General features: G+C 59.0%; 22 protein-coding genes. 8 read left to right on the top strand and 14 right to left on the bottom strand.

Features of this window, described 5'->3' with window-relative positions:
- Positions 1–10: 10 nt before the first annotated feature.
- The 4 genes from AC07UC_RS13705 to AC07UC_RS13690 all read left to right on the top strand — a co-directional run bounded on the left by AC07UC_RS13705 (position 11) and on the right by AC07UC_RS13690 (position 5,204).
- Positions 11–1,606, top strand: coding sequence for an ABC transporter substrate-binding protein (locus tag AC07UC_RS13705; RefSeq protein ID WP_494906277.1), 1,596 nt, complete (start codon positions 11–13; stop codon positions 1,604–1,606).
- Between the two features lie 149 nt (positions 1,607–1,755).
- On the top strand, positions 1,756–2,691 hold the full coding sequence (locus AC07UC_RS13700) for an ABC transporter permease (protein WP_494906275.1): 936 nt from the start codon (positions 1,756–1,758) through the stop codon (positions 2,689–2,691).
- A 7-nt stretch (positions 2,692–2,698) separates the two neighbouring features.
- Positions 2,699–3,583, top strand: coding sequence for an ABC transporter permease (locus AC07UC_RS13695; RefSeq protein ID WP_494906273.1), 885 nt, complete (start codon positions 2,699–2,701; stop codon positions 3,581–3,583).
- Positions 3,584–3,614: 31 nt separating this feature from the next.
- Positions 3,615–5,204 carry an ABC transporter ATP-binding protein gene (locus tag AC07UC_RS13690; RefSeq protein WP_494906271.1) on the top strand — a complete coding sequence of 530 codons (1,590 nt, stop codon included), beginning with the start codon at positions 3,615–3,617 and terminating at the stop codon, positions 5,202–5,204.
- A gap of 640 nt (positions 5,205–5,844) precedes the next feature.
- Here the strand turns inward: AC07UC_RS13690 and AC07UC_RS13685 are convergent.
- From AC07UC_RS13685 to AC07UC_RS13650, 8 genes are all read right to left on the bottom strand, one after another.
- A complete protein-coding gene (locus tag AC07UC_RS13685) occupies positions 5,845–6,456 on the bottom strand; it encodes a hypothetical protein (RefSeq protein WP_494906270.1) in 612 nt (203 codons plus the stop codon).
- Between the two features lie 65 nt (positions 6,457–6,521).
- Positions 6,522–7,268 carry a CbtA family protein gene (locus tag AC07UC_RS13680; protein WP_494906268.1) on the bottom strand — a complete coding sequence of 249 codons (747 nt, stop codon included), beginning with the start codon at positions 7,266–7,268 and terminating at the stop codon, positions 6,522–6,524.
- Positions 7,269–7,279: 11 nt separating this feature from the next.
- The gene (locus AC07UC_RS13675) at positions 7,280–7,489 is read right to left on the bottom strand and encodes a CbtB domain-containing protein (protein WP_494906266.1); all 210 of its coding nucleotides are present in this window, start codon (positions 7,487–7,489) and stop codon (positions 7,280–7,282) included.
- Between the two features lie 97 nt (positions 7,490–7,586).
- Positions 7,587–8,030: a nitrile hydratase accessory protein gene (locus tag AC07UC_RS13670; RefSeq protein ID WP_494906264.1), complete on the bottom strand. Its 444-nt coding sequence runs from the start codon at positions 8,028–8,030 to the stop codon at positions 7,587–7,589.
- Between the two features lie 48 nt (positions 8,031–8,078).
- Complete coding sequence (locus AC07UC_RS13665) at positions 8,079–8,432, bottom strand: SH3-like domain-containing protein (protein WP_494906262.1); 354 nt, start codon at positions 8,430–8,432, stop codon at positions 8,079–8,081.
- Positions 8,429–8,743, bottom strand: a complete 315-nt coding sequence (locus AC07UC_RS13660) for an SH3-like domain-containing protein (RefSeq protein WP_269904301.1) — start codon at positions 8,741–8,743, stop codon at positions 8,429–8,431. Before AC07UC_RS13660 ends, AC07UC_RS13665 begins: the two co-directional genes overlap by 4 nt.
- 22 nt (positions 8,744–8,765) lie before the next feature.
- Positions 8,766–9,392, bottom strand: a complete 627-nt coding sequence (gene nthA, locus AC07UC_RS13655) for a nitrile hydratase subunit alpha (RefSeq protein WP_494906259.1) — start codon at positions 9,390–9,392, stop codon at positions 8,766–8,768.
- Positions 9,393–9,450: 58 nt separating this feature from the next.
- The gene (locus AC07UC_RS13650; RefSeq protein ID WP_494906257.1) at positions 9,451–9,981 is read right to left on the bottom strand and encodes a DUF1097 domain-containing protein; all 531 of its coding nucleotides are present in this window, start codon (positions 9,979–9,981) and stop codon (positions 9,451–9,453) included.
- Between the two features lie 459 nt (positions 9,982–10,440).
- On the opposite strand from AC07UC_RS13650, the gene AC07UC_RS13645 reads away from it, so the two are divergent.
- The 4 genes from AC07UC_RS13645 (at position 10,441) to AC07UC_RS13630 (ending at position 14,001) form a co-directional block, all read left to right on the top strand.
- The gene (locus AC07UC_RS13645; RefSeq protein WP_494906255.1) at positions 10,441–11,631 is read left to right on the top strand and encodes a transporter substrate-binding domain-containing protein; all 1,191 of its coding nucleotides are present in this window, start codon (positions 10,441–10,443) and stop codon (positions 11,629–11,631) included.
- A complete protein-coding gene (locus AC07UC_RS13640) occupies positions 11,628–12,242 on the top strand; it encodes an ANTAR domain-containing response regulator (protein ID WP_494906253.1) in 615 nt (204 codons plus the stop codon). Before AC07UC_RS13645 ends, AC07UC_RS13640 begins: the two co-directional genes overlap by 4 nt.
- A 102-nt stretch (positions 12,243–12,344) precedes the next feature.
- A complete protein-coding gene (locus tag AC07UC_RS13635) occupies positions 12,345–13,373 on the top strand; it encodes an acetamidase/formamidase family protein (RefSeq protein WP_494906251.1) in 1,029 nt (342 codons plus the stop codon).
- A 64-nt stretch (positions 13,374–13,437) separates the two neighbouring features.
- On the top strand, positions 13,438–14,001 hold the full coding sequence (locus AC07UC_RS13630) for a histidine phosphatase family protein (RefSeq protein ID WP_494906249.1): 564 nt from the start codon (positions 13,438–13,440) through the stop codon (positions 13,999–14,001).
- 440 nt (positions 14,002–14,441) lie between these two features.
- Here AC07UC_RS13630 and AC07UC_RS13625 read toward each other — a convergent pair whose 3' ends face one another.
- From AC07UC_RS13625 to AC07UC_RS13600, 6 genes are all read right to left on the bottom strand, one after another.
- A complete protein-coding gene (locus tag AC07UC_RS13625) occupies positions 14,442–15,506 on the bottom strand; it encodes a porin (protein WP_494906247.1) in 1,065 nt (354 codons plus the stop codon).
- A gap of 576 nt (positions 15,507–16,082) precedes the next feature.
- Positions 16,083–16,850, bottom strand: coding sequence for an antitoxin Xre/MbcA/ParS-like domain-containing protein (locus AC07UC_RS13620; RefSeq protein WP_494906245.1), 768 nt, complete (start codon positions 16,848–16,850; stop codon positions 16,083–16,085).
- Complete coding sequence (locus AC07UC_RS13615) at positions 16,841–18,124, bottom strand: D-amino acid dehydrogenase (RefSeq protein WP_494906243.1); 1,284 nt, start codon at positions 18,122–18,124, stop codon at positions 16,841–16,843. The genes AC07UC_RS13620 and AC07UC_RS13615 overlap by 10 nt, the downstream gene beginning before the upstream one ends.
- A gap of 235 nt (positions 18,125–18,359) precedes the next feature.
- Positions 18,360–19,271, bottom strand: coding sequence for an alpha/beta hydrolase (locus AC07UC_RS13610; protein WP_494906241.1), 912 nt, complete (start codon positions 19,269–19,271; stop codon positions 18,360–18,362).
- Positions 19,271–20,299 carry a succinylglutamate desuccinylase/aspartoacylase family protein gene (locus AC07UC_RS13605; protein WP_494906239.1) on the bottom strand — a complete coding sequence of 343 codons (1,029 nt, stop codon included), beginning with the start codon at positions 20,297–20,299 and terminating at the stop codon, positions 19,271–19,273. The genes AC07UC_RS13610 and AC07UC_RS13605 overlap by 1 nt, the downstream gene beginning before the upstream one ends.
- Before the next feature lies 1 nt (position 20,300).
- Complete coding sequence (locus AC07UC_RS13600; RefSeq protein ID WP_494906237.1) at positions 20,301–21,128, bottom strand: metallophosphoesterase family protein; 828 nt, start codon at positions 21,126–21,128, stop codon at positions 20,301–20,303.
- Between the last annotated feature and the right edge of the window lie 18 nt (positions 21,129–21,146).

Raw genomic sequence — 21,146 nt, 5'->3', positions numbered from 1 at the left:
GAGGAGAAACATGTCTGAATTCAGCTATTGGGCCGAACGCTTCAAGAAAGGCCAGATTTCACGTCGAGAATTCCTTGGGCGCTCCGCCGCGCTCGTCGCGACGGCAGGGCTCGGCGCCACCTCGTTCCCGAACTTCGCGGCCGCCGAGGAACCCAAGAAGGGTGGATCGGCGCGCTTTGGCATGTCCGATGCCTCGCAGAACGACACACTCGATCCGGGCACCTGGCCGGCAAGCTTCGCGCAGGCTGCCTTCAACGGATCGCTATGCAACAACCTGACCGAGATCGCGGCCGACGGCAGCATTGTCGGTGATCTCGCCGAAAGCTTCGAGCCGAGCGACGGCGCCAAGAAATGGGTGTTCAAGCTGCGCAACGGCGTCACCTTCCATGATGGCAAGAGCCTGACCGTCGAGGATGTCCAGGAATCCTTCCGCCACCATATGGGCGAAAAGTCCACATCGGGCGCCAAGTCGATTCTGTCGCAGGTCGCCAGCATCGACAAGGACGGCGACAGCAATGTCGTGTTCACGCTGAATTCTGGCAGCGCCGACTTCCCCTATCTGGTGGCCGACTACCATCTGTCGATCATGCAGGCCAAAGCAGGAGGCGGTATCGACTGGCAAAAAGGCATCGGTACAGGCAGTTTCAAGCTGGAGAATTTCGATCCCGGCGTCTCGATCAAGATGACCCGCAACCCGAACTACCACAAGGACAACAAGCCCTATCTCGACGAGTTCGAGTTCATCTGCATCACCGACCCGACCGCGCGCACCAATGCGTTCGTCACCGGCGAGGTCGACTTTATGAACGACCTCGAGGTGAAGAACATGCCGCTGGTTCAGCGCAACGCGGATCTCGAAATCCAGCGCGTGCCAAGTCTGCGCCATTTCACCTTCGACATGGACACCTCGGTCGCGCCGTTCGACAATGTCGATGTGCGCCTGGCGATGAAATACGCGCTCGATCGCGACGATATCCTGCGCAAGGTTTTCCTGGGCGAAGGCAAGAAGGGCAACGACACTCCCGTCGCCTCCGCCATGCCATTCTACAAAGACCCGACACCCCAGCACGACTACAACATCGAAAAGGCCAAGGAGCATCTCAAGAAGGCCGGCCTGACCTCGGTCGACGTCAATCTGTCGGTTTCCGAAGCGGCATTTCCGGGCTGCATAGACGCAGCCGTGCTCTACAAGGAGCAAGCCGCGAAAGCGGGCATCAACATCAACATCGTCCGCGAGGCGGACGACGGCTACTGGGAAAATGTCTGGCTGAAGAAGCCGTTCAGCGGTGTGGACTGGTATGGCCGCGCGACATGCGACTGGCTGTTCTCGACAGTGCTCGCCGCCGACGCGCCCTGGAACAGCACACACTGGAAGAACCCGCGCTTCAACGAGCTGCTCATTGCCGCCCGCGCCGAGACCGACCAGGCCAAGCGCGCGGCGCAATATGGCGAGATGCAGCAGATCGTGCATGACGATGGCGGCATGATCACGCTTGCTTTCGTCAACTGGAACTACGGCCTGTCGAAAAAGCTCGCTCACGGCACCATCGGCGGCATTTTCCCATGCGACAATCTCCGCATGACCGAGCGCTGGTGGATGGTCTAGCGTGATGCAGAGGGCGGACAGACTGTTGCCTGTCCGCCTTCCATCCGCATGTGCCGACGATTGCCGTCCGGCACTGGGCCCGTCCGCAAGGCCGGGCAGATTCCTTTGAAAGGATCGCCGTGAGTTCGACGAGACATCCGGTCGCGCGAATGCTTCTGCAAAGGGTGGCGCTTGGCTTCCTCAGCCTGCTGATCGTATCGTTTGTGATCTTCCTGGCTGTCAGCATGTTGCCCGGTGATTTCGCAACGGCGATCCTCGGCCGCTCGGCGACGCCCGATACGGTGGCCGCGTTCCGCGAGCAGCTCGGCCTCAACCTGCCGTGGTATCAGCGCTATCTGACGTGGCTTGGCCACGCGCTGACCGGCGATTTCGGACAATCCTTCTCGTCGCGCCCAGTCGGCCACATCATCGGGCCGCGCCTTCTCAACACATTGTATCTGGCGGCGCTGACCGCACTGATAGCCGTCCCCTTGGCGATCGGCCTCGGCATCATCGCCGCGCTTTATCGAAACCGCTTCCTCGACCGCCTGCTCAGCGCGTCGAGCCTCGCCGCCATCTCGGTCCCGGAGTTCTTTTTCGCCTACATCATCATGCTGATCTTCGCCATCAATCTGCATTGGTTTCCATCGTTGTCGAGCATCCGGCCATCGATGCATCTGGGCGATCAACTCATGCGAATGGTGCTTCCTGTGCTGACGCTGACGCTTGTCATCCTCGCGCATATGATGCGCAACACGCGCGCGGCGATCATCAGCGTCATGTCGCGCCCTTTCATCGAAATGGCGCATCTCAAGGGCGAATCGGCTGCCCGTGTCGTTCTGCGTCACGCGCTGCCCAACGTGGTCGGACCAATCGCCAGCGTGGTTGCGTTGAACCTCGCCTATCTGATCGCCGGCGTCGTGGTGATCGAGGTGGTCTTCGTCTATCCTGGCATCGGCCAGACCATGGTGGACGCGGTGCGCAACCGCGACATTCCAGTTATTCAGGCCTGCGCGCTGATCTTTTCGGTCACCTACATCCTGCTCAACCTGATAGCCGACATCATCTCGATCGTCAGCAATCCCAGACTCCTCCACCCGCGCTGAGGTCGATATGGCATTGTCCAACGTCCAGCGACCCGAACGCGCGCAAGGCTTCCTCGCAAGCGCAAAACGCCGTCTGCGCCGTGCACCACCCACGGCGTGGTTCGGCATGGTCGTGCTCGCCACCTACCTTGCCGCGGCGCTGTTTGCGCCGCTGATCGCGCCCTACGGCGAATATCAGGTCGTGTCGGAAACGCCGTTCGAGCCGTGGAGCAGCCAGTTCGTCTTCGGCACGGACCAATTGGGACGCGACCTGTTCAGCCGCCTGATATTCGGCGCGCGCAATTCGATCGGTATCGCCTTCGTCACCACGCTGCTTGCCTTCATCATCGGCGGCAGCCTTGGGATCGTCGCGGCCGCCTTGCGCGGCGTGACGGATCAGTTGCTCAGCCGCTTCGTCGATTCCGTGATGTCGATCCCCGATCTCATCTTCACGCTCATGCTGCTGGCGATCTTCGGCTCCAGCGTCACCAATCTGGTGCTGATCATCGCGGTGATCGATTCGACCCGTGTATTCCGCCTGTCGCGCGCGGCCGCGCTCAACGTGGTGACACTGGAGTTTGTCGAGGCCGCGCACGCCAGGGGCGAAAAACTGCCCTGGATCGTCATCCAGGAGATCCTGCCTAACATCCTGCCCGTGCTCATTTCCGAATTCGGCATGCGATTCTGTTTTGTCTTCCTGGCCATAGCAGCCCTGTCCTTCCTCGGCGTCGGCCTCCAACCGCCAATGGCCGAATGGGGCTCCATGGTCCGTGACACCGCCGCCCTTATAAGCGGCGGCGACTTCACACCGCTCATTCCGGCGGCGGCAATCGCGCTGCTGACGGTCGCCGTCAATTTCGTTGCGGACTGGTTTTTGAATGAATCAAGTGGTCTTTCCGATGACGAGCGCTAGTCGGCCGGGTCGCGCCGACAGCACCGTCCTGATGGTCTCTGATCTCCGCATAGAGGCGAAGGCCGGCGGCGACTGGTCGGAGATCGTGAAGGGCATCAGCTTCACCCTGAAGCGTGGTGAAGTGCTGGGGCTGGTCGGCGAGTCCGGAGCCGGCAAGTCGACGATCGGCCTCGCCACCCTTGGCCATGTGCGTCAGGGGTGCCGCATCAAATCGGGCAGTGTCCTGTTTGATGGCGAGAACATCCTAAACCTGCCGGAGGCTCGTCAACGCCGCCTCCGCGGCGTCCGCATCGCCTATGTCGCGCAAAGCGCCGCGGCCTCCTTCAACCCCGCCATTCGCCTGATGGAGCAGATCGTCGAGGCAGCCGTTTCGCGTGGCGGCCAGGGCCGCGTGGAAGCCGAGACCAATGCGCGGGCGTTGTTTCGCGCGCTTCGATTGCCGGACCCCGACCATTTTGGCAGGCGCTATCCACACCAGGTTTCAGGAGGTCAGCTGCAGCGCGCCATGGTCGTAATGGCTATGATCTGCAAGCCGGACCTGATCGTCTTCGACGAGCCGACGACGGCGCTTGACGTGACCACGCAGGTGGAGGTCCTGGTATCGATCCGGGAAGCGATCCAAAAATTCGGCGTTGCCGCCCTATACATCACACATGACCTCGCCATCGTCGCGCAGATGGCAGACCGGATCATGGTCCTGCGCCATGGCGAAGCAGTCGAGGAGGGACCGGTCTCCAAGATGCTGACGCGACCGGAACATCCCTATACGAAATCGCTCTGGGCGGTTCATGACATCCCGATGGCAACAAGATCCGAGGCGCCGGAGCTCTTGCGGATCGACGGTCTCAGCGCATCCTACGGTTCATTTCAGGTGTTGCGCGACATATCTGTGTCGGTCGGATATGGGCAGACCGTGGCGGTGGTCGGCGAATCCGGATCGGGAAAATCCACGCTGGGCCGTGTCATCGCCGGACTAATGGCGCCAGACAGCGGCTCGCTCTCCTTCAAGGGCGAGCCATGCGCGCCTCTCGTGCGCCAGCGCGCCAAGGAGACGCTGCAAAAAATCCAGATCATCTACCAGTCGGCCGAAACCGCGCTCAATCCACGCCATGCGGTGCGCAAGATCATTGGTCGGCCGTTGAAATTCTACCATGGCCTGACCGGCTCGGCACGGACGCAACGCATCCTGGAGTTGCTGAAGACAGTGGAGCTTGACGCCTCCTACATCGATCGGCTGCCCGGCCAGTTGTCGGGCGGCCAGCGCCAGCGCGTAGCCATTGCGCGGGCCTTGGCTGCCGATCCCGAGCTGATCGTCTGCGACGAGGTCACCTCGGCTCTCGACCAGATCGTGCAGGCGGAAATCCTGAAGATGCTGGTCTCCTTGCAGCAAAGATTGGGCGTGTCCTATCTCTTCATCACCCATGATCTCGCCACGGTGAGAGCCATTGCCGACGATGTCGTCGTCATGCATCAGGGCACCGTGGTGGAACAGGGACCAAAGGACGAGGTGCTGGCGCCGCCGCACAAGCCGTACACGCAGCTGCTGCTGGCTTCGGTTCCCGAGATGGCTGAAGGTTGGCTCGATGGCGTCATCGCCGCCCGTCAGCTTCAGGAGAGCTGAGACAGGTCGACCGCCACCGCAGGACCGAGATGAGAGAAAAAGCCCGATACGACTATATCATCGTTGGAGCGGGTTCCGCCGGATGCGTTCTGGCGAACCGGCAGAGCACCAACCTGGACTGTAGGGTCCGCCGGACGGCGGGCTGATGATGCGGATGCCGGCCGGCGTCCACAAGGTCCATGTCGACCGCCGCATAAACTGGAACTATCACAGCGAACCCGAGATGGGGCCTGATGGGACGACGCATACCGGTTCCGCGCGGGCGGGTGCCGGGCGGCTCGTCCTCAATCAACGCAAGGCGCGCAAACAACCTCGTGGTTCTGCGTTAAATCAAATGCGCCGGAGTCACCTTCGTCCCGATTGCCAAAGACGTTGAGGATCGCGAAACCACAAAAGGCGAACGTTGAGAGGGCGTTGTGCGTTTTCGACGTCAATAGCCCTGCCCATTCTGCAGTTTCCGGCAAGCATTAGCGATGGTTGGAACGGGCCGTTTTCGGCCTGGCGGCTTTTGGGATGTGATTGCAGGACCGTACTGCCAATGGCAAATTGCAACCCCTCGCCGTTTTGACTAATGGCCCGCGTTGGCCGGCAGCGAGTGCTCGGCTGGCTGCCGCGTCACTTACTATTCTGGTTTCGGTGTTTAGGCGTCCCAGGAATGGGGTACCGCTCGGCTTTCCCAACCCCGTTGCCGCAAGGTGCGAATTGGAAACAGGACAGCAAGAAGACTCGCCATCGCAATCAAAAAGATGATGCCTGCCGCAATCAGGCTGGGCAGATGCCAGAGGATGTTCCCCCAGTTCGGGATGACGAGCGAGGCCGTATTGAAGGTCTCGCCGCTGAACTGACACATGACAAACGATGCCTGGTTCCGCACCATGTCGGCGTCAATTCGGGATATGAGCGCCTCGGCGGCCGGTTTGTCGGCCGACATCCCGCGCATGTGAACTAGGACAGCCTGTGTGGCAGAGAGATAGGCGTGGCTGCATTCGTTGAAGGGACTTGTCTCGTCGCCAACGCTGCCCGGCATCAATCCCCAGAGACAGGCGACATATTGCAGATTGGCAAAATTTAGCAGCCTGCGAAACTGATCATCGGTCCAGATTTGTCTCGCCGCCAGGTCAAAAATTTCACCGCGATAGTCGGCTATCACGGCCATTTGGCCGTGAGTCAATGCGGGGATCGGAAGACCTGAATTGTTCAGGGCCGCCTTCTGACGATGTGCCTCGGCCGGTCCTGCGATCGACAGAAGCAAAAGGCACAAACACCATGCCGCGGCGCAGGTTGACTTGTGTGTGTTCCGCGACATGAAGGAATGGCCTAGTGAACCGCGGCCCGTGCCACGGTCCGGCTGTCGCGATGACCGGCCAGCCTGCGCTCGGCGACCGCTCCGAACAGGAGGCCAATCGTTGCCCAGAGGACCGCCTGGATCCCGAAGGACGCAATGCGGAAATCCCACAGTACGACGGCGGAAAACTGCTCCGGAACTTCGTTGATCGGCGGCAGCGCATAGTGCGCGATCGCCATCACCACCACATAGGCCATGCCGCCTGCTACCCACGCATTCCACGCGCCATGCAGCGGCACAAGGCGCTTGGCGAGGCCGATAGAGGCGACTGCCGTGGCGACCGACATGACCAGCATGATGAAGAACAGCCCGGTACGCGCCTGGATCGTCTCGTCGCTTCCCACGGCGGGCGGGTTGGCCGGATACTTGAGCTGCGGCACCAGGATGATCGCAACGAAGCCAGCCAGCGCGATCAGCGCCGCCGTACCGCGCGGCCCAAATCGGCTGACTCGCCCCTGGACATAGGCGAACACCAAAGCCAACAACCCGCCGATGCAAACTCCATAGATGACGATGCCGGTGAGCAGGCCGACACCGGCCTGGGTTGTGCGGCTCACAAGTTCAGCCTCCGGCGCCTCACTGGCGGCAGGGGCCTGCCGTTCCTCGAAGGCAATGGCGCGATCAATCTGCGGTTCGCCGAATACGCGGGCGATGCCAAAAGCCAGCAAGCCGGCTATCACCCCAACCAGCATGCCGCGAAGCAAGAGACTGCCAACCATGTCATTGATCCTTAATGGCACGGGAAGCCGAGCAGGTGACGACCGTCATGGACGAATTCGTGGACATACATGCCACGGATCAAAGACGTCGCCCCTTCTTCAGTTCCGACGAAGTAGATTGCCAGCATCAGCAAAAGCCCGCCAAAAACCGCCCACGGCAGAAGCTCGCGAACCGGGATCGGCGCTGGAAGGACAACAGGCTTGAGAGCGATTTCGGACATGGGTGTTCTCCTGAAAAGTGTTCATTGGATCGATTGGCAACGAGACCGTCGTTCGCCTTCATAGTCAGCGGTTGCGGCTTCGCCGTAGCGGCATATGTCACGCCAGGCGTGAAGCTGGCACGCGGCAATTATGGTCGTCGTCGTGCGTGTGCTCGTGATGATGCGCATGGGCATGGCGATGATCGTCGAGGCTGAGCGGTTCACCAAAGCCGCGGTGTTCGTCCGCGTGCCTCCACTGCTCCTTTCTCGCCATCAACTCATCAAAGCTTGACAGCTCCTTGTCCGTCACCAGTTTCTCGAGCGCGGCAAGCCATTGATGGTAATAGATCCCATTGTGGTTTTCCGGGTCGAGGCCGTAGGTCTTGCCGAGCTCGATTTCGGCGCTGATGTAGTTCACCCATTCCCGCCACTGGAAATGGCCGTTGCGGTGAAGCGCGAGCACGATGCCGAAGGCCGTGAGTTGCCAGGGTTCGGCAAAGAGCGGTCCGCCTTCATTGCGTGGAAGGCCGGGAAGTTGATCGAGACTGCTATTCTGGTTCATTGAAAAATCCCTCTCGAAGCCGTTTGCTTGGACGAGCCGCGGTGGCCGCTAGCGCGCGTGCTCCAGATAGTCGTCCCATGCGTCGACATACATCCGGTCCTGCGGATGACCGGCCTCACCCCACAGCTCACGGGCCGTGAAGACGACCGTGTAGACGTGTTGTGGCTTGGGGCCCTGGCGGTGGGCGCTGGTGTCGGGAAAGACGAACACGCCGTGGTCGAAGGTGACGGTTCCGGCCTTGCCCCTGATATAGGCTGGCAGGCGGTTGTGCGCGACCTGGTTCAGATTGACGACCGTGACCCGGTCGCCGGCCTTGAACTTCGGTGCGACATTGACGTCGACGCGTGCCGGATCACCGGTGGCCAGGACAGTTGGCACCATATCGGTGGTGAGCATGTTCATGCTGCTTTTCCTTTCATGAGCTGGGCGTGGCGGGCATCGACTTCCTCGCGGGTAACTATGCCGGCATCGATGCAGTTCTGTTCGACGGTGCAGAGCCACTTCTCGTAATAGCTCGACATCAGGTAATGGCGCGGATCCATCTTCTCGATCGGATGCCGGAACTGGTCCACGTTGTAGATGCCGGCTGCGAAGCAGGCGATCATCATCGATAGCATCCGCCCTTCCCATTCCTCGTGGAAATAGGGTTCGTTCTGTTCAACCAGCACGGGACCGAAGCCGTGCTTGCCGCCAACGTCATGAATTCCATTCATGGTCTGATCCTTTTGCCAGAGCCTAATGCGAAGGTGATTGCGCTACGCCGGTTCCGATCATGGAATCGCGGGTAACGAGAGCGGCCAATTCCTGTTCTGTCAGGCTTTCAGTGCCTGCGGGACGCATCGGCAGCACCAGGTAGCGGAGCTCGGCCGTGCTGTCCCAGACCCGCACCTCGACATCGTCGGCGATATCAAGTCCGAACTCCTTGAGGACGCTTCGCGGTTCGATCACCACCCGTGCCCGGTAAGGCGCCGACTTGAACCAAATGGGAGGCAAGCCGAGCGTCGGCCAGGGATAGCAGGAGCAGAGCGTACAGACGACGACGTTGTGCACCTTTGGGCTGTTCTCGAGCACAACCATGTTCTCGCCCTGCACGCCGATATAACCAAGGCTCTTGATGGCGGCGGTGCCGTCTTCGAGCAGCCAGTTCCTGTATTGCGGATCGGTCCAGGCCTTGGCGACGACCTTCGCGCCGTTCTTGGGCCCCATCTGCGTCTCGAAGGTTTCGACGATCAGATCGAGGGCCGCGGGATCTATCGCCTTCTTTTCCGCGAGCAGAGATTCCAGCGCCTTCACGCGCAGTCCCACCTCGGGGATGAGTACGTTGTCGTGAGAATGGTTATCGTGTTTCATAACTGACCTCATCTATGGTGTCTGAAGAATTCTGTTGGAGCGGCGGCCGATCGGCAGCGCCCATCGGCCGTCAGGCAACGGCCAAGGTCGGCTTCGTCAACGCTGCCGCGAGCTTGGCCGACGCAAATCCAAACAGGGCGCCGCCGATCATCGATACCGGAACCACCACCAGCGAGTTCTCGAAAGACGCCGAGAGCAGTTTCGCCAAAGCGAGCCGGTCAGGCGTCTGCAGCAGGAACGCGAATGTGCAGGCATAGCCGAACGTCGTGCCGGGCACGGAAGCCAGGGCCGGAACCCGCGATGCCAGGATGTAGATCACGACCGTGATGAAGACCACGATGGCCGGCCAGACTTGCGGGCCGACGACCGCGCCGAAAGGCAGGCCGAGGATCATGACGGCGCCGAGCCAACCCATGAAACAGCCAAAGATGTTCGAGATGATCGTATTCTTGAGCGCGTTCTCGTCGCCGCCGGATTGGAAGAAGCACGCCCAGGCGACAAAGGCAGCCCAAACCAGAATTGTGCCTAGTGAGAGAAATGCCCAGGTGCAGATCGCGCCAAGGATGCCAACGCTCAAAGCTGTGGCTGTGATCGGTTTCATTGTCGGATTCCCCATTGTCTTTTCGGAAACTAAAAAGGCCCGCCACCGTCACCGGTGAGCGGGCCTCATCGCCACAAACTCGCATTTTCACGAGCTTTATATGTTCACGCCGCGCCTCTTTTCGGACGCTCGTTTTTCTGTTCTTATTAGCGTTGCCGAGGAAGATTTTTTTGTCAACCGCTATTCATAAAAAATTCGCGAAATTTGCGCGATTTGCAAATATGGTCATTTTTATATAATAAAAACAGATAGTTATATTGGATCGACAAAACTGCTGCAGACCCCAGAATTAGAATTTGACATTTTTGCCGATATGGCTGACGATTCAATCGGATTTGCCGGCGAGCCGGTTTGAAATGAAAAATGAAGGATCAGTTTGGTCCTTCGCGGCAACGAAGCCCTGACGCCTTCCCAGGCATCAGGGCTTATTTTTTTGGTTGAACTGCTTTGGGCGAAAAGTTGAAGATCCCGATCGGCGTGCTGTTTTCCACGACTGGGCCCTATGCCACGGTCGGCGAGGCGATGCTCAACGGAACGCTGCTCGCCGTGGAAGAGATCAACAGATCGCCCGACTTCGATTTCGAGCTGTCGACACTGGTGCGAAATCCCGGCGGCGAGACGGTTGAGTACGCTTCGATCTGCCGAGACCTCATCCTCAATTGCGGTGTTGCGCACATCGTCGGCTGCTACACCTCGTCCAGCCGCAAGGCGGTGGTGCCCGTCGTCGAGAAATACGATGCGCTGCTCTGGTATCCATCGCACTATGAGGGTTTCGAAAGCAGCGGCAACGTCGTCTATCTCGGCGCGTCGCCGAACCAGCACATCGTACCGCTGGCCCAGTATATGGCGTCGCGGTTTGGCGCGAAGGTCTACTGTTGCGGATCCGACTATATCTGGCCGTGGGAAAGCAACCGCGTCATGCGCGAGATCGTCGAGAATCTCGGCGGCAAGGTGCTTGCGGAACGCTATCTCGCCGTCGGATCGACCGAAGTCACCGGTCTCGTGGAAGAGATTCGCCTGCTACAACCCGACTTCGTTTTCAACACGCTCATCGGCGAATCCAGCTATGCCTTCCTGCGTGCTTTTCACGAAGCGGGACTGGGCACGCAATCCCCAGGCGACGTTACCATTGCCGTAGCCAGTTGCACCCTGTCGGAACCGGAACTTCGCATGATCGGCGATCCGGCAGCACTCGGTCACATCAGTTCCAGTGTCTACTTCCAGTCGCTGGACACACCGCAAAATCATGCCTTCGTCGAAAATTACCGTGCGCGCTTCGGCCGTCAGAAAGTGACCTCGGCTGACGCTGAAGCTTCGTACAATTCCGTTCACATGCTCGCGCTCGCCCTGCGGACCGCAGCGTCGACGGCAGCATCCGACATGCTCGCAGCGCTCGGCGACTGTGTGTTCGACGCGCCGCAGGGGCGGATTCGCATCGACACGGAAAACAACCATTGCTACCTGACGCCGCGCATCGGCGTCTCGAGCGCCGGGGCGGAGTTTGCCGTGATCGCGGCCGCGCAAAAACCGATCAAGCCCGATCCGTTCCTGGCTTCCCTGAAGGGAGCGGCTTTCATGCTGGATGCCGCTCGCGACCAAGATCAGATGCACGGTGAGCGGCAACGGCCCAAGCTGAGGATCGTGTCGTGATCAAACAGGCGATCCCCAACTTCAGCAACAAGACGGCACTGATCATCCACAGGGCGGATGGCAACGTGGACGCCCTGCTGAGCCAGCTCCGCAGGTTCAACATCGAAGCCATATGCCAATGGCCGCCGCGAGCCAAGGATTTTGGCCCTGTCGATATCGTGTTCTTCGACGTCGACAACGGGTTCGACGGCATGTTCCCGTGGTCGCAGGCGCCGATCCCGCTGATCGCCATCATCGGCTCGGAAACGCCGGGCCGGCTTGCCTGGGCCATCAGCCAGAATCCAAGCGCCTACCTCGTTACGCCGATAGGTTCGAAAGGTGTGTTTCAGGCACTGGTCACGGCGTTCCACAACCACGATGACCGTGCCGACCTTCAGCGAGAAGTGGCCGATTTGCGCGAGCGTCTGCGATGCCGCCCGCTGGTGGTTCACACGATCCTGCGCATCATGAGTGTGCTGGGCATCGACGACGACGCGGCATTTCATCTAATTCGGGATGAGAGTATGCGCCGGCGCATCTCCGTCGAAGCATGCTGCCAAGAACTCGAAGCACAAACAGACAGCTTTCTGTCGACAATTCCCGAAGTCGGCAGATCCACCGCCCGCAAATAAGCGGCAGGGTTAAGCCTCGATATCGAAGTCGAATACGCACAGCGCCGTGCGAACGCCAGCGAAAGCGGCGCTCGCGCGGCTTTGTCTTTGGAGGAGAAGAAGATGAATACGCAGACCGCGAAGCCAGCCTTGCCGTTCACGCATCCATGGGTCGAGGGATCGATCATGGCAACGCGCGGGGTCGGGCGCGGCGCGGCACGAAACACTCACCACCTGACCGAAGAAAAGCAGGGGAAATTTCACTATACGATGGGACCTTATTCCGAGCCGGTCCTCAAGATTTCTCCCGGCGACAGAATCGTCGTCGAAACCCGTGACGCCTTCGAGGGCGCCATCCGGCACGAAACCGACAAGCCTTCGCAACTCTTGCGAATGCCGTTTCTCAATCCTCAGAACGGACCGATCATGGTCGAAGGGGCGGAAAAAGGCGACACCGTCGCGGTCTATATAGAGTCGATGGTGCCACGCGGCCTGAACCCGCGCGGCACATGCTGCATGATCGAGGAGTTCGGTGCCCTGACCGGTACGACCTACACGGCCATGCTCAACGAGCCGCTGCCAGAGGTGGTCCGCAAGATCAACCTCGACGAGGAGCATGTTTACTGGAGCGATCGTGTCACGCTCCCCTACAAACCACATATCGGGACGCTGAGCTGTTCACCCGAAATCGATTCCATCAATTCGCTGACGCCCGACAACCACGGTGGCAACATGGATCTGCCGGACATGGGGCCTGGCAGCGTGACATATCTGCCCGTGCGTTCGCCAGGCGCGCGCGTGTTCATCGGTGATGCGCATGCGTGCCAGGGCGACGGTGAGGTTTGCGGCGTGGCGGTGGAATATTCGGCGACCGTCACCATCCGTATCGATTTGATCAAGGGCTGGACAATCGATTGGCCCCGGCTCGAGACCGCCGATCTCATCATGGCGATCGGCAGCGCCAGACCGCTGGAAGACGCCACCCGCATCGCCTATCGCGAACTGATCCGCTGGATGGTCGCTGAGTTCGGCTTCGACAAGTGGGACGCCTACATGCTGCTCAGCCAGTGCGGCATCGTGCGGCTGGGCAACTTTGTCGACCCGAAGTATTCCGTCGCGGCGGCTGTAAGGAAAACGATCGTTACCCGTTAGGTTGGTTGCTGCGGACTTTGGCCGCGAAGACAGCTGTCATCGAACCGAAACGCGGACACGCGGTATGAGAGCGACACGCCTGACGCTGGTTTGCAGCGGCATCTCGCAGGGAATGCGCAAGGCGAGGTTCCCGCTGTTTGACGAGACACTGGAAAAGCGCTCGGTTGAGCTCGCTCGCGCTCTTGGTCAGCAGCTTTCGAAGACGAGCCGTGCGTTGGTGGCCCCGTCGCTACGCGCCCAGCAAACAGCCCATTTCATGGGGCTCCGCGCAACGGTTCACGACAGCCTGCGAGACCAGGACTACGGCATGTGGGAGGGTAAGAAGCCGGATGAGATTGAAGCCGCGCAACCCGGTTCGCTTGCCGCTTGGCGAGCCGATCCCGCCTACAGTCCCGGAGGCGGTGAACCGCTGACGGAAGTAGCCACCCGAACCGCGGGGTTCCTGGATTCAATGCGGTCGGCAGGCGGACAATTGATAGCGGTTACTCACCCGGCGGTGGTGCGGACAGCCATGATCCACATACTGGCGGCACCGCTAACTTCATACTGGCGAATCGATACCCCGCCAATTTCCTTGATTGGTCTCTATTCGGACGGTACGCGCTGGGTCCTTCGCACTTGTGGTTGACGCCTCATTGGGGCCGTTAGCCGACCGACCGCTAGCGGAAAGAAACGCCAAAAGCAGACATCGATCGAGACCTATGGGATGACTGAAGAAGTCCACGGGACCGTTCACAATCTCATAAATCATCCGTCGCCATCCCATTTGCGCATGACGTTAGCCGTACGATTGATTTCCGAACATTGTTTTCGGACAAGAATGATGTTGAGGGTTGCAGCTAAAACGGGCACCGCTCACAGACGTAGGGAAAGCGACCTTTTTCGGACGTCGTGGGACCGTCTGCTGTAATATGGCGAGTGGCGATCTGCCCGCATCTTGGGCCGCCTCAGGTGGCCTTGCATCCATCGCGCCAGAGTCCACTGCTCTGACGACATCGTACTAGCTTAAGAAGCGCGCCAGTTTCTTAAAACTGACGCGCTCTGGCGGCGCGTAATCCAAGCGCCGTATTAGAAGCTTCTCTGAATGCGAACAATGCCACCAACGGCGTCAGAATTTTGCAAACTGAAGTTCTTGTAGTAATCTAATTCTCCAGTCAGGGTTAAGCCTGGAACGACGCTGTATGCAGCGTTCGCGGCCACGGCGAAGTCTTCTTTGTCTGTGTATGACAGCTGAGTATTGATCGACGTTTTGTCGTTCACCAGGTAAGAGGCGCCGCCCCATAGAGCGGCGTTTCCGGACCAATTCTTGTAAAAGCTGGTCGCTGAGTTCTTGTCGGTGCCATAGCCCGCCATCAAGAAAAGCGAGAGCGCCTTTCCGGCTTTGACATCCAGACGGACTTTTCCGGCCCACTCCTCATAGTTGCTGTCGTAGCCACCGACAGCGGTGATCGCGCCCCAGCTTTGTGTATATTTTGCGCCGACAGCGATGTGGGGGATATAACTGTCAATCGTATTCACACCGGAGCCCTCTTCGAGCGAAACGACCCCCGAAAATCCCGCGCCAGCGTCAACGTAATAGCTGACTACGTTGCTATCCTTGGTACCATAAGGGATAATGGTATCCTGAATCACGTTGCCGGCGTATCCAACAAAAGTGACGAATGCAGAATAGTCTTTGCCAACACGCAGACCGCCCAATTGCATCCAAGCAAAATTAAGTGTCAAACCTTTGTTGAAGGCTTGGTCACTAGTCGCCGTATTGCCGAAATTGAAACGCGTCTCAGTGTAGGTCTTGAGCGTGCCAAACTCTGTCTCTTGGCCAGTCCAAGTCTTGAGGGTAAACCTGACGTTATCCCCCCATGTTTCATTTGTGCCACCGTTCATCCGATCGGTAGCGCGCGCGCCGTCGAATGTCTTAGGGTTGCCGGCGCTTATGTCATTGAAGACGTACCCGCCGATGCGCAAGCATGTCTCTGTGCCTGGAATGTAGAAATAGCCGGCACCGTACACATCGCAGATCTTTACATATTCGGCAGGTTCAGGATCAGCAGTCGCGGTCGCATCCGCAGCGCGAGCGCTCGCAGCCCCTATCAGGACTGCTGCGGAACCGAGAAGAAGGCTCTTGACGTTCATTTTCGGACCCCTCTGGTCAAAAGTTTGCAGCGAAAAAGAGGGACAGGCGCTACATCGCGACCGACGCTTTGACCCGCCTGTCTCCCCACTCTGAAAAGAATGCATACGCAATCGTTTTCATCACGGCACATTAGATTCTGATGAGGTAATTTCAAACGTTTGCGGCAGCTTAAAACACGCCAATTATGTATAAATTGGATCACCGTAGCTTTAATCACACGATCACGTCAATTTTGTGCAAATCGTGCTCTAAGTGCATTTCGTGCAATACAAGATTTATTGCATATCTTTCGAAAGAATATTAATTCCAACGCACATATGGCGCTGTATTTTTCTTAAATCTGCGTTTTGCTCTAATGAAATTTATTCGCGTCGCGTAAGGAGCCGTTCAGCGAAATCGGCTCGATCATGGCCACCCTAGCCCGGCCGCGGAGGCGATGAATGAATTCATCGCCAGAATAAGACGCACCCGCTAAAGATCATCTCATATCGTATATATCTTGGCATATATTAAATATTTGCGGTCAGTATACGTATCAAAGATACCCATAAATATTCTGATACACCATTCTTATACTATCCACCCGTACGCGACGAATGCTGTCCTTCGGCAAAACTCTCAACGTCTGACATCAAGCTGGCATAGGTAGCCGCGGCGTCGGCAACTTCCGCCGTTTGGTTGCGTTTAAGGAGATCTAGCGGGATTTCACCGTCGAGTAGATCGGACGGCCCGACGAGCCACAGCCAAGCTGAGCGCGGATCCCGTATCTCCGTCAATACCCGGCTGATGCCGTCGACAGGCCAACCATCGACAAACTGCGCCAGTGGAAACACGTGATTTCGCCTGCCTTTCGGTAGCGCGATGACTTCGTTGCGGCGTCTCCAAAGGTGGAGTGTCGATCGCGGGATGTTGAGTTCATCCTCGATGAAGGTCTGGCCTACCACTTCGCCTGCCCAGCTCCGCGTCAGCAGAAACCTACTCGGAAGCAGACGTCCTTCCGTTTTGCTTTCCGGTTCAAATCCACCCGCGCTCTCGCCAGGAAGAAGTAGGTCTTGCTTCTGTCGCTCACTGATCTCCATCGCCAGCGACAGAACAAGATTGTGGATGGCATCAGGAATCAATTCGTCCGCCGCTCCTACAGCCAGTCGGTGTTCCGAGGTAAGTGCCGTAACTGCGACAACAAGGTGGCCAACTAACTTCCCTGCGACGTACAACGTCTCTCGCGTGACTGGTTCTTTGTGACGCCGCAGGACGAGTTCCACCTCGGCGGCAATGAGGCGAGCTGACTCGTTTCGCCAGTGTCTGCTCACCCGACTTCCGGTTGGAGAGTGCATCAGGTCCATAGTGACTTCCCCGACTCGAGCGATGACGAGATGCCGAGACGCCTATGGCCAAAATGAGCAATTACTTGCTCAGCAACAATCTCCGCTGTAGCTGCCGATAGCGTCCATCCGAGATGCCCATGGCCGGTGTTATAGAAAATGCCCGCCCGCCGCCCGCACCCAACACGCGGCAACATGCTTGGCATCATGGGCCGCAGGCCCGCCCAGGAGATGACTTGTCGTGTATTGATTTTGGGAAAAAGAGTCCTGGTCCAATCGATCAACGGCCTAACTCGATCGGCACGAATATCCCTGTTCTTGCCGTTGAATTCGGCAGTTCCCGCCACCCGGAAGCGGTCCTTGCCGAGCCGGCTCGTGACTATCTTCGCCCTGTCATCAAGAATGCTGGTCCAGGGCGCGGCCCCTTGACTTTCTTCATCAAGGACCACCGTTATCGAGTAGCCCTTCACGGGATAGATGTTGACCCGGTCACCAACCGAACTTGCCAATCTTCGACTGTCGACCCCGGCGCATATGACGACGGCATCGAAGTCTTCACAGCGCGCATCAGGGCCACCAGCTTGAAACACATCCGACCAGCGAATCTCGACACGATCACCTCGATGCTGAACCTCGCCATTCGCATCGAAGACAAAGGCCACACCTTGGCGCTGGCAAATCTCTGCCAGGCCGCGCGTGAATTTGTGGATGTCCCCAGTCGCATCTGACGGTGTATAAAATCCGCCGTAGAACGAAGCGTTGAGGGCAGGTTCTATCTGCGCGATCTCATCCGGTCCCAACGGTGTGCGCGCGAGACCTCCGGCAGCGAGAAGTTCGTTAACTGCTGCCGCGCGTTCAAATCCTGCTTTGTCGTGATAGACATGAAGAATGCCGCGCTTCTCAAGGTCGAAGCTGATATTTTCTTTCTCGGCTACCTCGAAAAGGCGCTGCCTAGCCTTGAGTGCAAGGCGCACCGTCTCAATCGTGTTCGGCCGATACTTTCCGATGTTCCCAATGAATTCCGCAAGCCATGAATATTTGTGCCAGTTAGGTTTTGGGTTCATGAGCAGCGGCGCGTCTCTACGCAACATCCACGCCAGCCCGTGGAGGACAGTCCCCCAACTGGTCCATACTTCCGAATTGCTGGCTGAGATCTGCCCGCCGTTGGCGAACGACGTTTCCATTGCCGGGTAGCGATTCCGATCGAATACTTTTACGTCGAATCCCCTCTCCATCAATGAGTAGGCCGTGGTCACGCCCGTTATGCCGGCGCCGATAATCGCTATCTTCGTCATGAGACACTTCCGCGTCGCTGTAGGCGGGCTAGGCCGATGGCATCGTTCTCAAAACTCTGGAGATCCAGCACTGCCGTCGAACCGGCATTGCCATCGGTGAAGAGCGTGGACCCCAGGGGCGACCATTTCTGGCCGCAGACAGGCTTTTCAAAACCCGAACCGGCATCGGAAGGGCGACTCGAGAATCGAGTCACATGACGGCCGCCGCCAAATACTTTGAACCGGGTGGAGGGACTCATGTCTTCATCCCTTTGTTAACCGCGGCATGTTCAGCATCGTGCCGTCCCAGAAAGTCGGACACCGGCTTGAACTGCGCGGCCGCCGCCTTTTCACTGGACAGATGTCGAAGAAAGCCGTGCTCTGCTCCCGGCACAACTTCGATCTGGCAGGTAACACCTGCCGACATGAGGCGCTCCGCCAAGCCGAGGCTGTCATCTAGCAGGGGGTCGAACTCGGCCGCCTTGAGATATACAAAGGGGAGCCCCGTGAGATCGACCGAGAGCAGATCCGCCTCGGCACGCTCGCGCATATCCGATCGGCCGACAAAATTGTCCCAGTATGCGCGCATCCGCTCCGTGGTGAGACCAAAGCCGCCACGCCCGAACCTGCGGTAACTAGCACTGTCGAAAGCATGCCGGAACACACCATAGAAGAGGAACAATCCGGCGAGGTTTGCGTCCCTCAGCGCGAGTGCCGCCGACAGCGCGACATGCGCACCGGCCGAGTCGCCGGCGAGCATGATTGACGAGACATCGAAATCGCCCTTCAGCGCGCCGCCTATTACAGCGCGAACGACTTCGACGGTATCGTCCCGCGCGGCGGGATAGGAATGCTCAGGTGACAGACGGTAGTCTACCGACAAGACTGCGGCGCCTGTTGACCGCACCATCTGGCGCAGCAGCCGGTCATGGCTGTCGAGCGATCCGAACGACCAGCCGCCCCCGTGGAGATAGATAACAAGCAGAAACTGTCTCGCCTCACTCGGGACGTAGAGACGGCAGGGCCGGCTACCCGGTGAGACGAAACATTCCGTGACGCGCCAGACGGCAGGCGCATCCCGATTCAGTGATCTATCCTCGACGGCGCGCAGCCGGCGTTCATCCTCGATGGATGTTGCGCTTTCTCGATCAGTGGCCTGCCCGTGCATCAGATGTCGATGTCCGTCGCTAGGTGATAGAGGCAGTCGCCCTGGACCGTCCGTCCGGACGAACGCTGGCAGACCACCAGCCCATCGTGGCGGAATCGCTCGACCACCGGGGGACGACCAGGGGCTTCCGGGAACCATATCCTGGCGGCAGGCTCGTTCTTTAAAACCGTGTCGCCCAAGCCCTTCAAAGGTTCGTAGACACCCTCGGTGGATGCAAAGACGAAGTAATCGTCGCCCGCGAGTTCGACCATGCGGATGTGCTCGGCACGCTGGCCATGGTCCTCGTAACCGGCAAGCACACCTAGATGGCGAAGCGTGCGCCGGATCCCGCGTTCAGCGATATCGAGGCCTATACGTGAGACAGTCCCGCCGCCGCCGAGCTCCGACGAGATCAGCGGCTTGCCGCACCGCTCGGCAGCACCTGCTATGCCGCGATCCATCAATCCCTCCTCGCCAGGCTGGCCGGCCTTGACGAGACACAGAGGCGCCCCGAATGCACGGACAGCTGCCGCCAGCCGCGTGCGGCGATCGAGGTCGGCGCTAAGCCGCATGAGCGTACACGGCGTATGCAGTAGCGATTGACCGCCGGAATGTAGATCAATGATAAAATCGCAGCGTGGCAGCAGCACGGTTTCCAGATAGTGCGCAAGCATCTCGGCGGGCGACCCCTCGGGATCGCCGGGAAAGCACCGGTTGAGGTTCTGGTTGTCGAGAGGCGATAGGCGCGTGCCGGCCTTGACCGCAGGCGCATTGACGGCAGGAAGCACGATCACCGTGCCTCTGATTCGGTCGACCGACACCTCGGCTATGAACTTGGTCATCGCCAGCTGGCCTTCATATTCGTCGCCATGAATGCCTGCCGACAGCAGCACGGTTGGCCCCTGGCCATTGCTCATGACGACGATCGGAATAGCCTGCCATCCATAAGCGGAGCGATTGGACGAATAGGGAAGTCTCAAACTTCCTTCGAAGCGCCCGGGTTCGGAGAAGGGCACCTCGCTGATGATTCTGGATCCGGCAGGCACCATCTCACATCTCCTGCTTATCGAATTGTTCTCTCATCGTTTGGTCGGGCATCCACTGACTGCGTTCCGCGGGATGCCGCAAGGGAATCAGCCGATGCATGAACGTGCCCGCCGAGAAGGTCATCTCCACCATTCCTCGTGTCAGCACCGGCTGCTCGACCGGCGGTGTCAACTCGTCGAGCAGACCGCTCGTGGTGGGCGCCCAAACCATCGTGACGCCGTCACGATGCAATGCCCTATATTCATGCCGGTGCCCGCATCCTATGACGCGAACCCCATGCTTCCTGATCAGGTTCCAGAACCGCGATCGTGACAGCTCCGGAAGTGTGGCCGAGCCGACCTGCGGCTCGTTTGGCGACAGGACGAATGGCGGCTTGTGTATGAACACGGCCAGATGCGACTTCGCCCCGGACAGAGCCTCCTCAAACCAGGCCCATTCCTGCGCCTCACTTTCAAGACCGCTCCCGAACAGCATGGAGTTGACACCGATCAGCCTCCAGTCCTCGATGTCGCGCGCCCAATGTGTCGAGCGATAGTTGGAGCTGAAGCGCCGGATGAGATCCTCACGGACCGAGAGCGCGCGCGGAGGTCCGTCGCCGACATCGTGGTTGCCGGGGATCGCTGCCCATTCGATGCCGAGGGCGTCCAGCTCAAGGCGCGCAAACTCGTGATCGGGCTGGTGGTCCGGCTCCTCCAGAACGATGTCGCCGGTGTGAACAATGAAATCCGGCTTCAATTCTCGAACGATCGATACTGCTTCGGCCCAACCTTCTTCGCAAATTGGACTTCCCTCACGAAGATGAGTATCGCTAATGTGAATGACCTTAAACACTTGATCCTGCTCAATTTT

This window comes from Mesorhizobium sp. GW821-FHT04C10 (genome assembly GCF_059420305.1).
Note: the sequence above shows the minus strand (reverse complement) of the source record. Positions and strands in the feature narration are given on the sequence as shown.

Bases quoted from the DNA above. Each gene is read 5' to 3' on its own strand.
- AC07UC_RS13660 (WP_269904301.1), bottom strand. From the start codon at position 8,743: ATGAATGGAATTCATGACGTTGGCGGCAAGCACGGCTTCGGTCCCGTG.
- AC07UC_RS13605 (WP_494906239.1), bottom strand. From the start codon at position 20,299: ATGGTGCCTGCCGGATCCAGAATCATCAGCGAGGTGCCCTTCTCCGAA.
- AC07UC_RS13695 (WP_494906273.1), top strand. From the start codon at position 2,699: ATGGCATTGTCCAACGTCCAGCGACCCGAACGCGCGCAAGGCTTCCTC.
- AC07UC_RS13700 (WP_494906275.1), top strand. From the start codon at position 1,756: ATGCTTCTGCAAAGGGTGGCGCTTGGCTTCCTCAGCCTGCTGATCGTA.
- AC07UC_RS13705 (WP_494906277.1), top strand. From the start codon at position 11: ATGTCTGAATTCAGCTATTGGGCCGAACGCTTCAAGAAAGGCCAGATT.
- AC07UC_RS13675 (WP_494906266.1), bottom strand. From the start codon at position 7,489: ATGTCCGAAATCGCTCTCAAGCCTGTTGTCCTTCCAGCGCCGATCCCG.
- AC07UC_RS13690 (WP_494906271.1), top strand. From the start codon at position 3,615: ATGGTCTCTGATCTCCGCATAGAGGCGAAGGCCGGCGGCGACTGGTCG.
- AC07UC_RS13635 (WP_494906251.1), top strand. From the start codon at position 12,345: ATGAATACGCAGACCGCGAAGCCAGCCTTGCCGTTCACGCATCCATGG.
- AC07UC_RS13620 (WP_494906245.1), bottom strand. From the start codon at position 16,850: ATGGACCTGATGCACTCTCCAACCGGAAGTCGGGTGAGCAGACACTGG.
- AC07UC_RS13665 (WP_494906262.1), bottom strand. From the start codon at position 8,432: ATGAACATGCTCACCACCGATATGGTGCCAACTGTCCTGGCCACCGGT.
- AC07UC_RS13630 (WP_494906249.1), top strand. From the start codon at position 13,438: ATGAGAGCGACACGCCTGACGCTGGTTTGCAGCGGCATCTCGCAGGGA.
- AC07UC_RS13615 (WP_494906243.1), bottom strand. From the start codon at position 18,124: ATGACGAAGATAGCGATTATCGGCGCCGGCATAACGGGCGTGACCACG.
- AC07UC_RS13670 (WP_494906264.1), bottom strand. From the start codon at position 8,030: ATGAACCAGAATAGCAGTCTCGATCAACTTCCCGGCCTTCCACGCAAT.
- AC07UC_RS13650 (WP_494906257.1), bottom strand. From the start codon at position 9,981: ATGAAACCGATCACAGCCACAGCTTTGAGCGTTGGCATCCTTGGCGCG.
- AC07UC_RS13680 (WP_494906268.1), bottom strand. From the start codon at position 7,268: ATGGTTGGCAGTCTCTTGCTTCGCGGCATGCTGGTTGGGGTGATAGCC.
- nthA (WP_494906259.1), bottom strand. From the start codon at position 9,392: ATGAGGTCAGTTATGAAACACGATAACCATTCTCACGACAACGTACTC.
- AC07UC_RS13625 (WP_494906247.1), bottom strand. From the start codon at position 15,506: ATGAACGTCAAGAGCCTTCTTCTCGGTTCCGCAGCAGTCCTGATAGGG.
- AC07UC_RS13610 (WP_494906241.1), bottom strand. From the start codon at position 19,271: ATGCACGGGCAGGCCACTGATCGAGAAAGCGCAACATCCATCGAGGAT.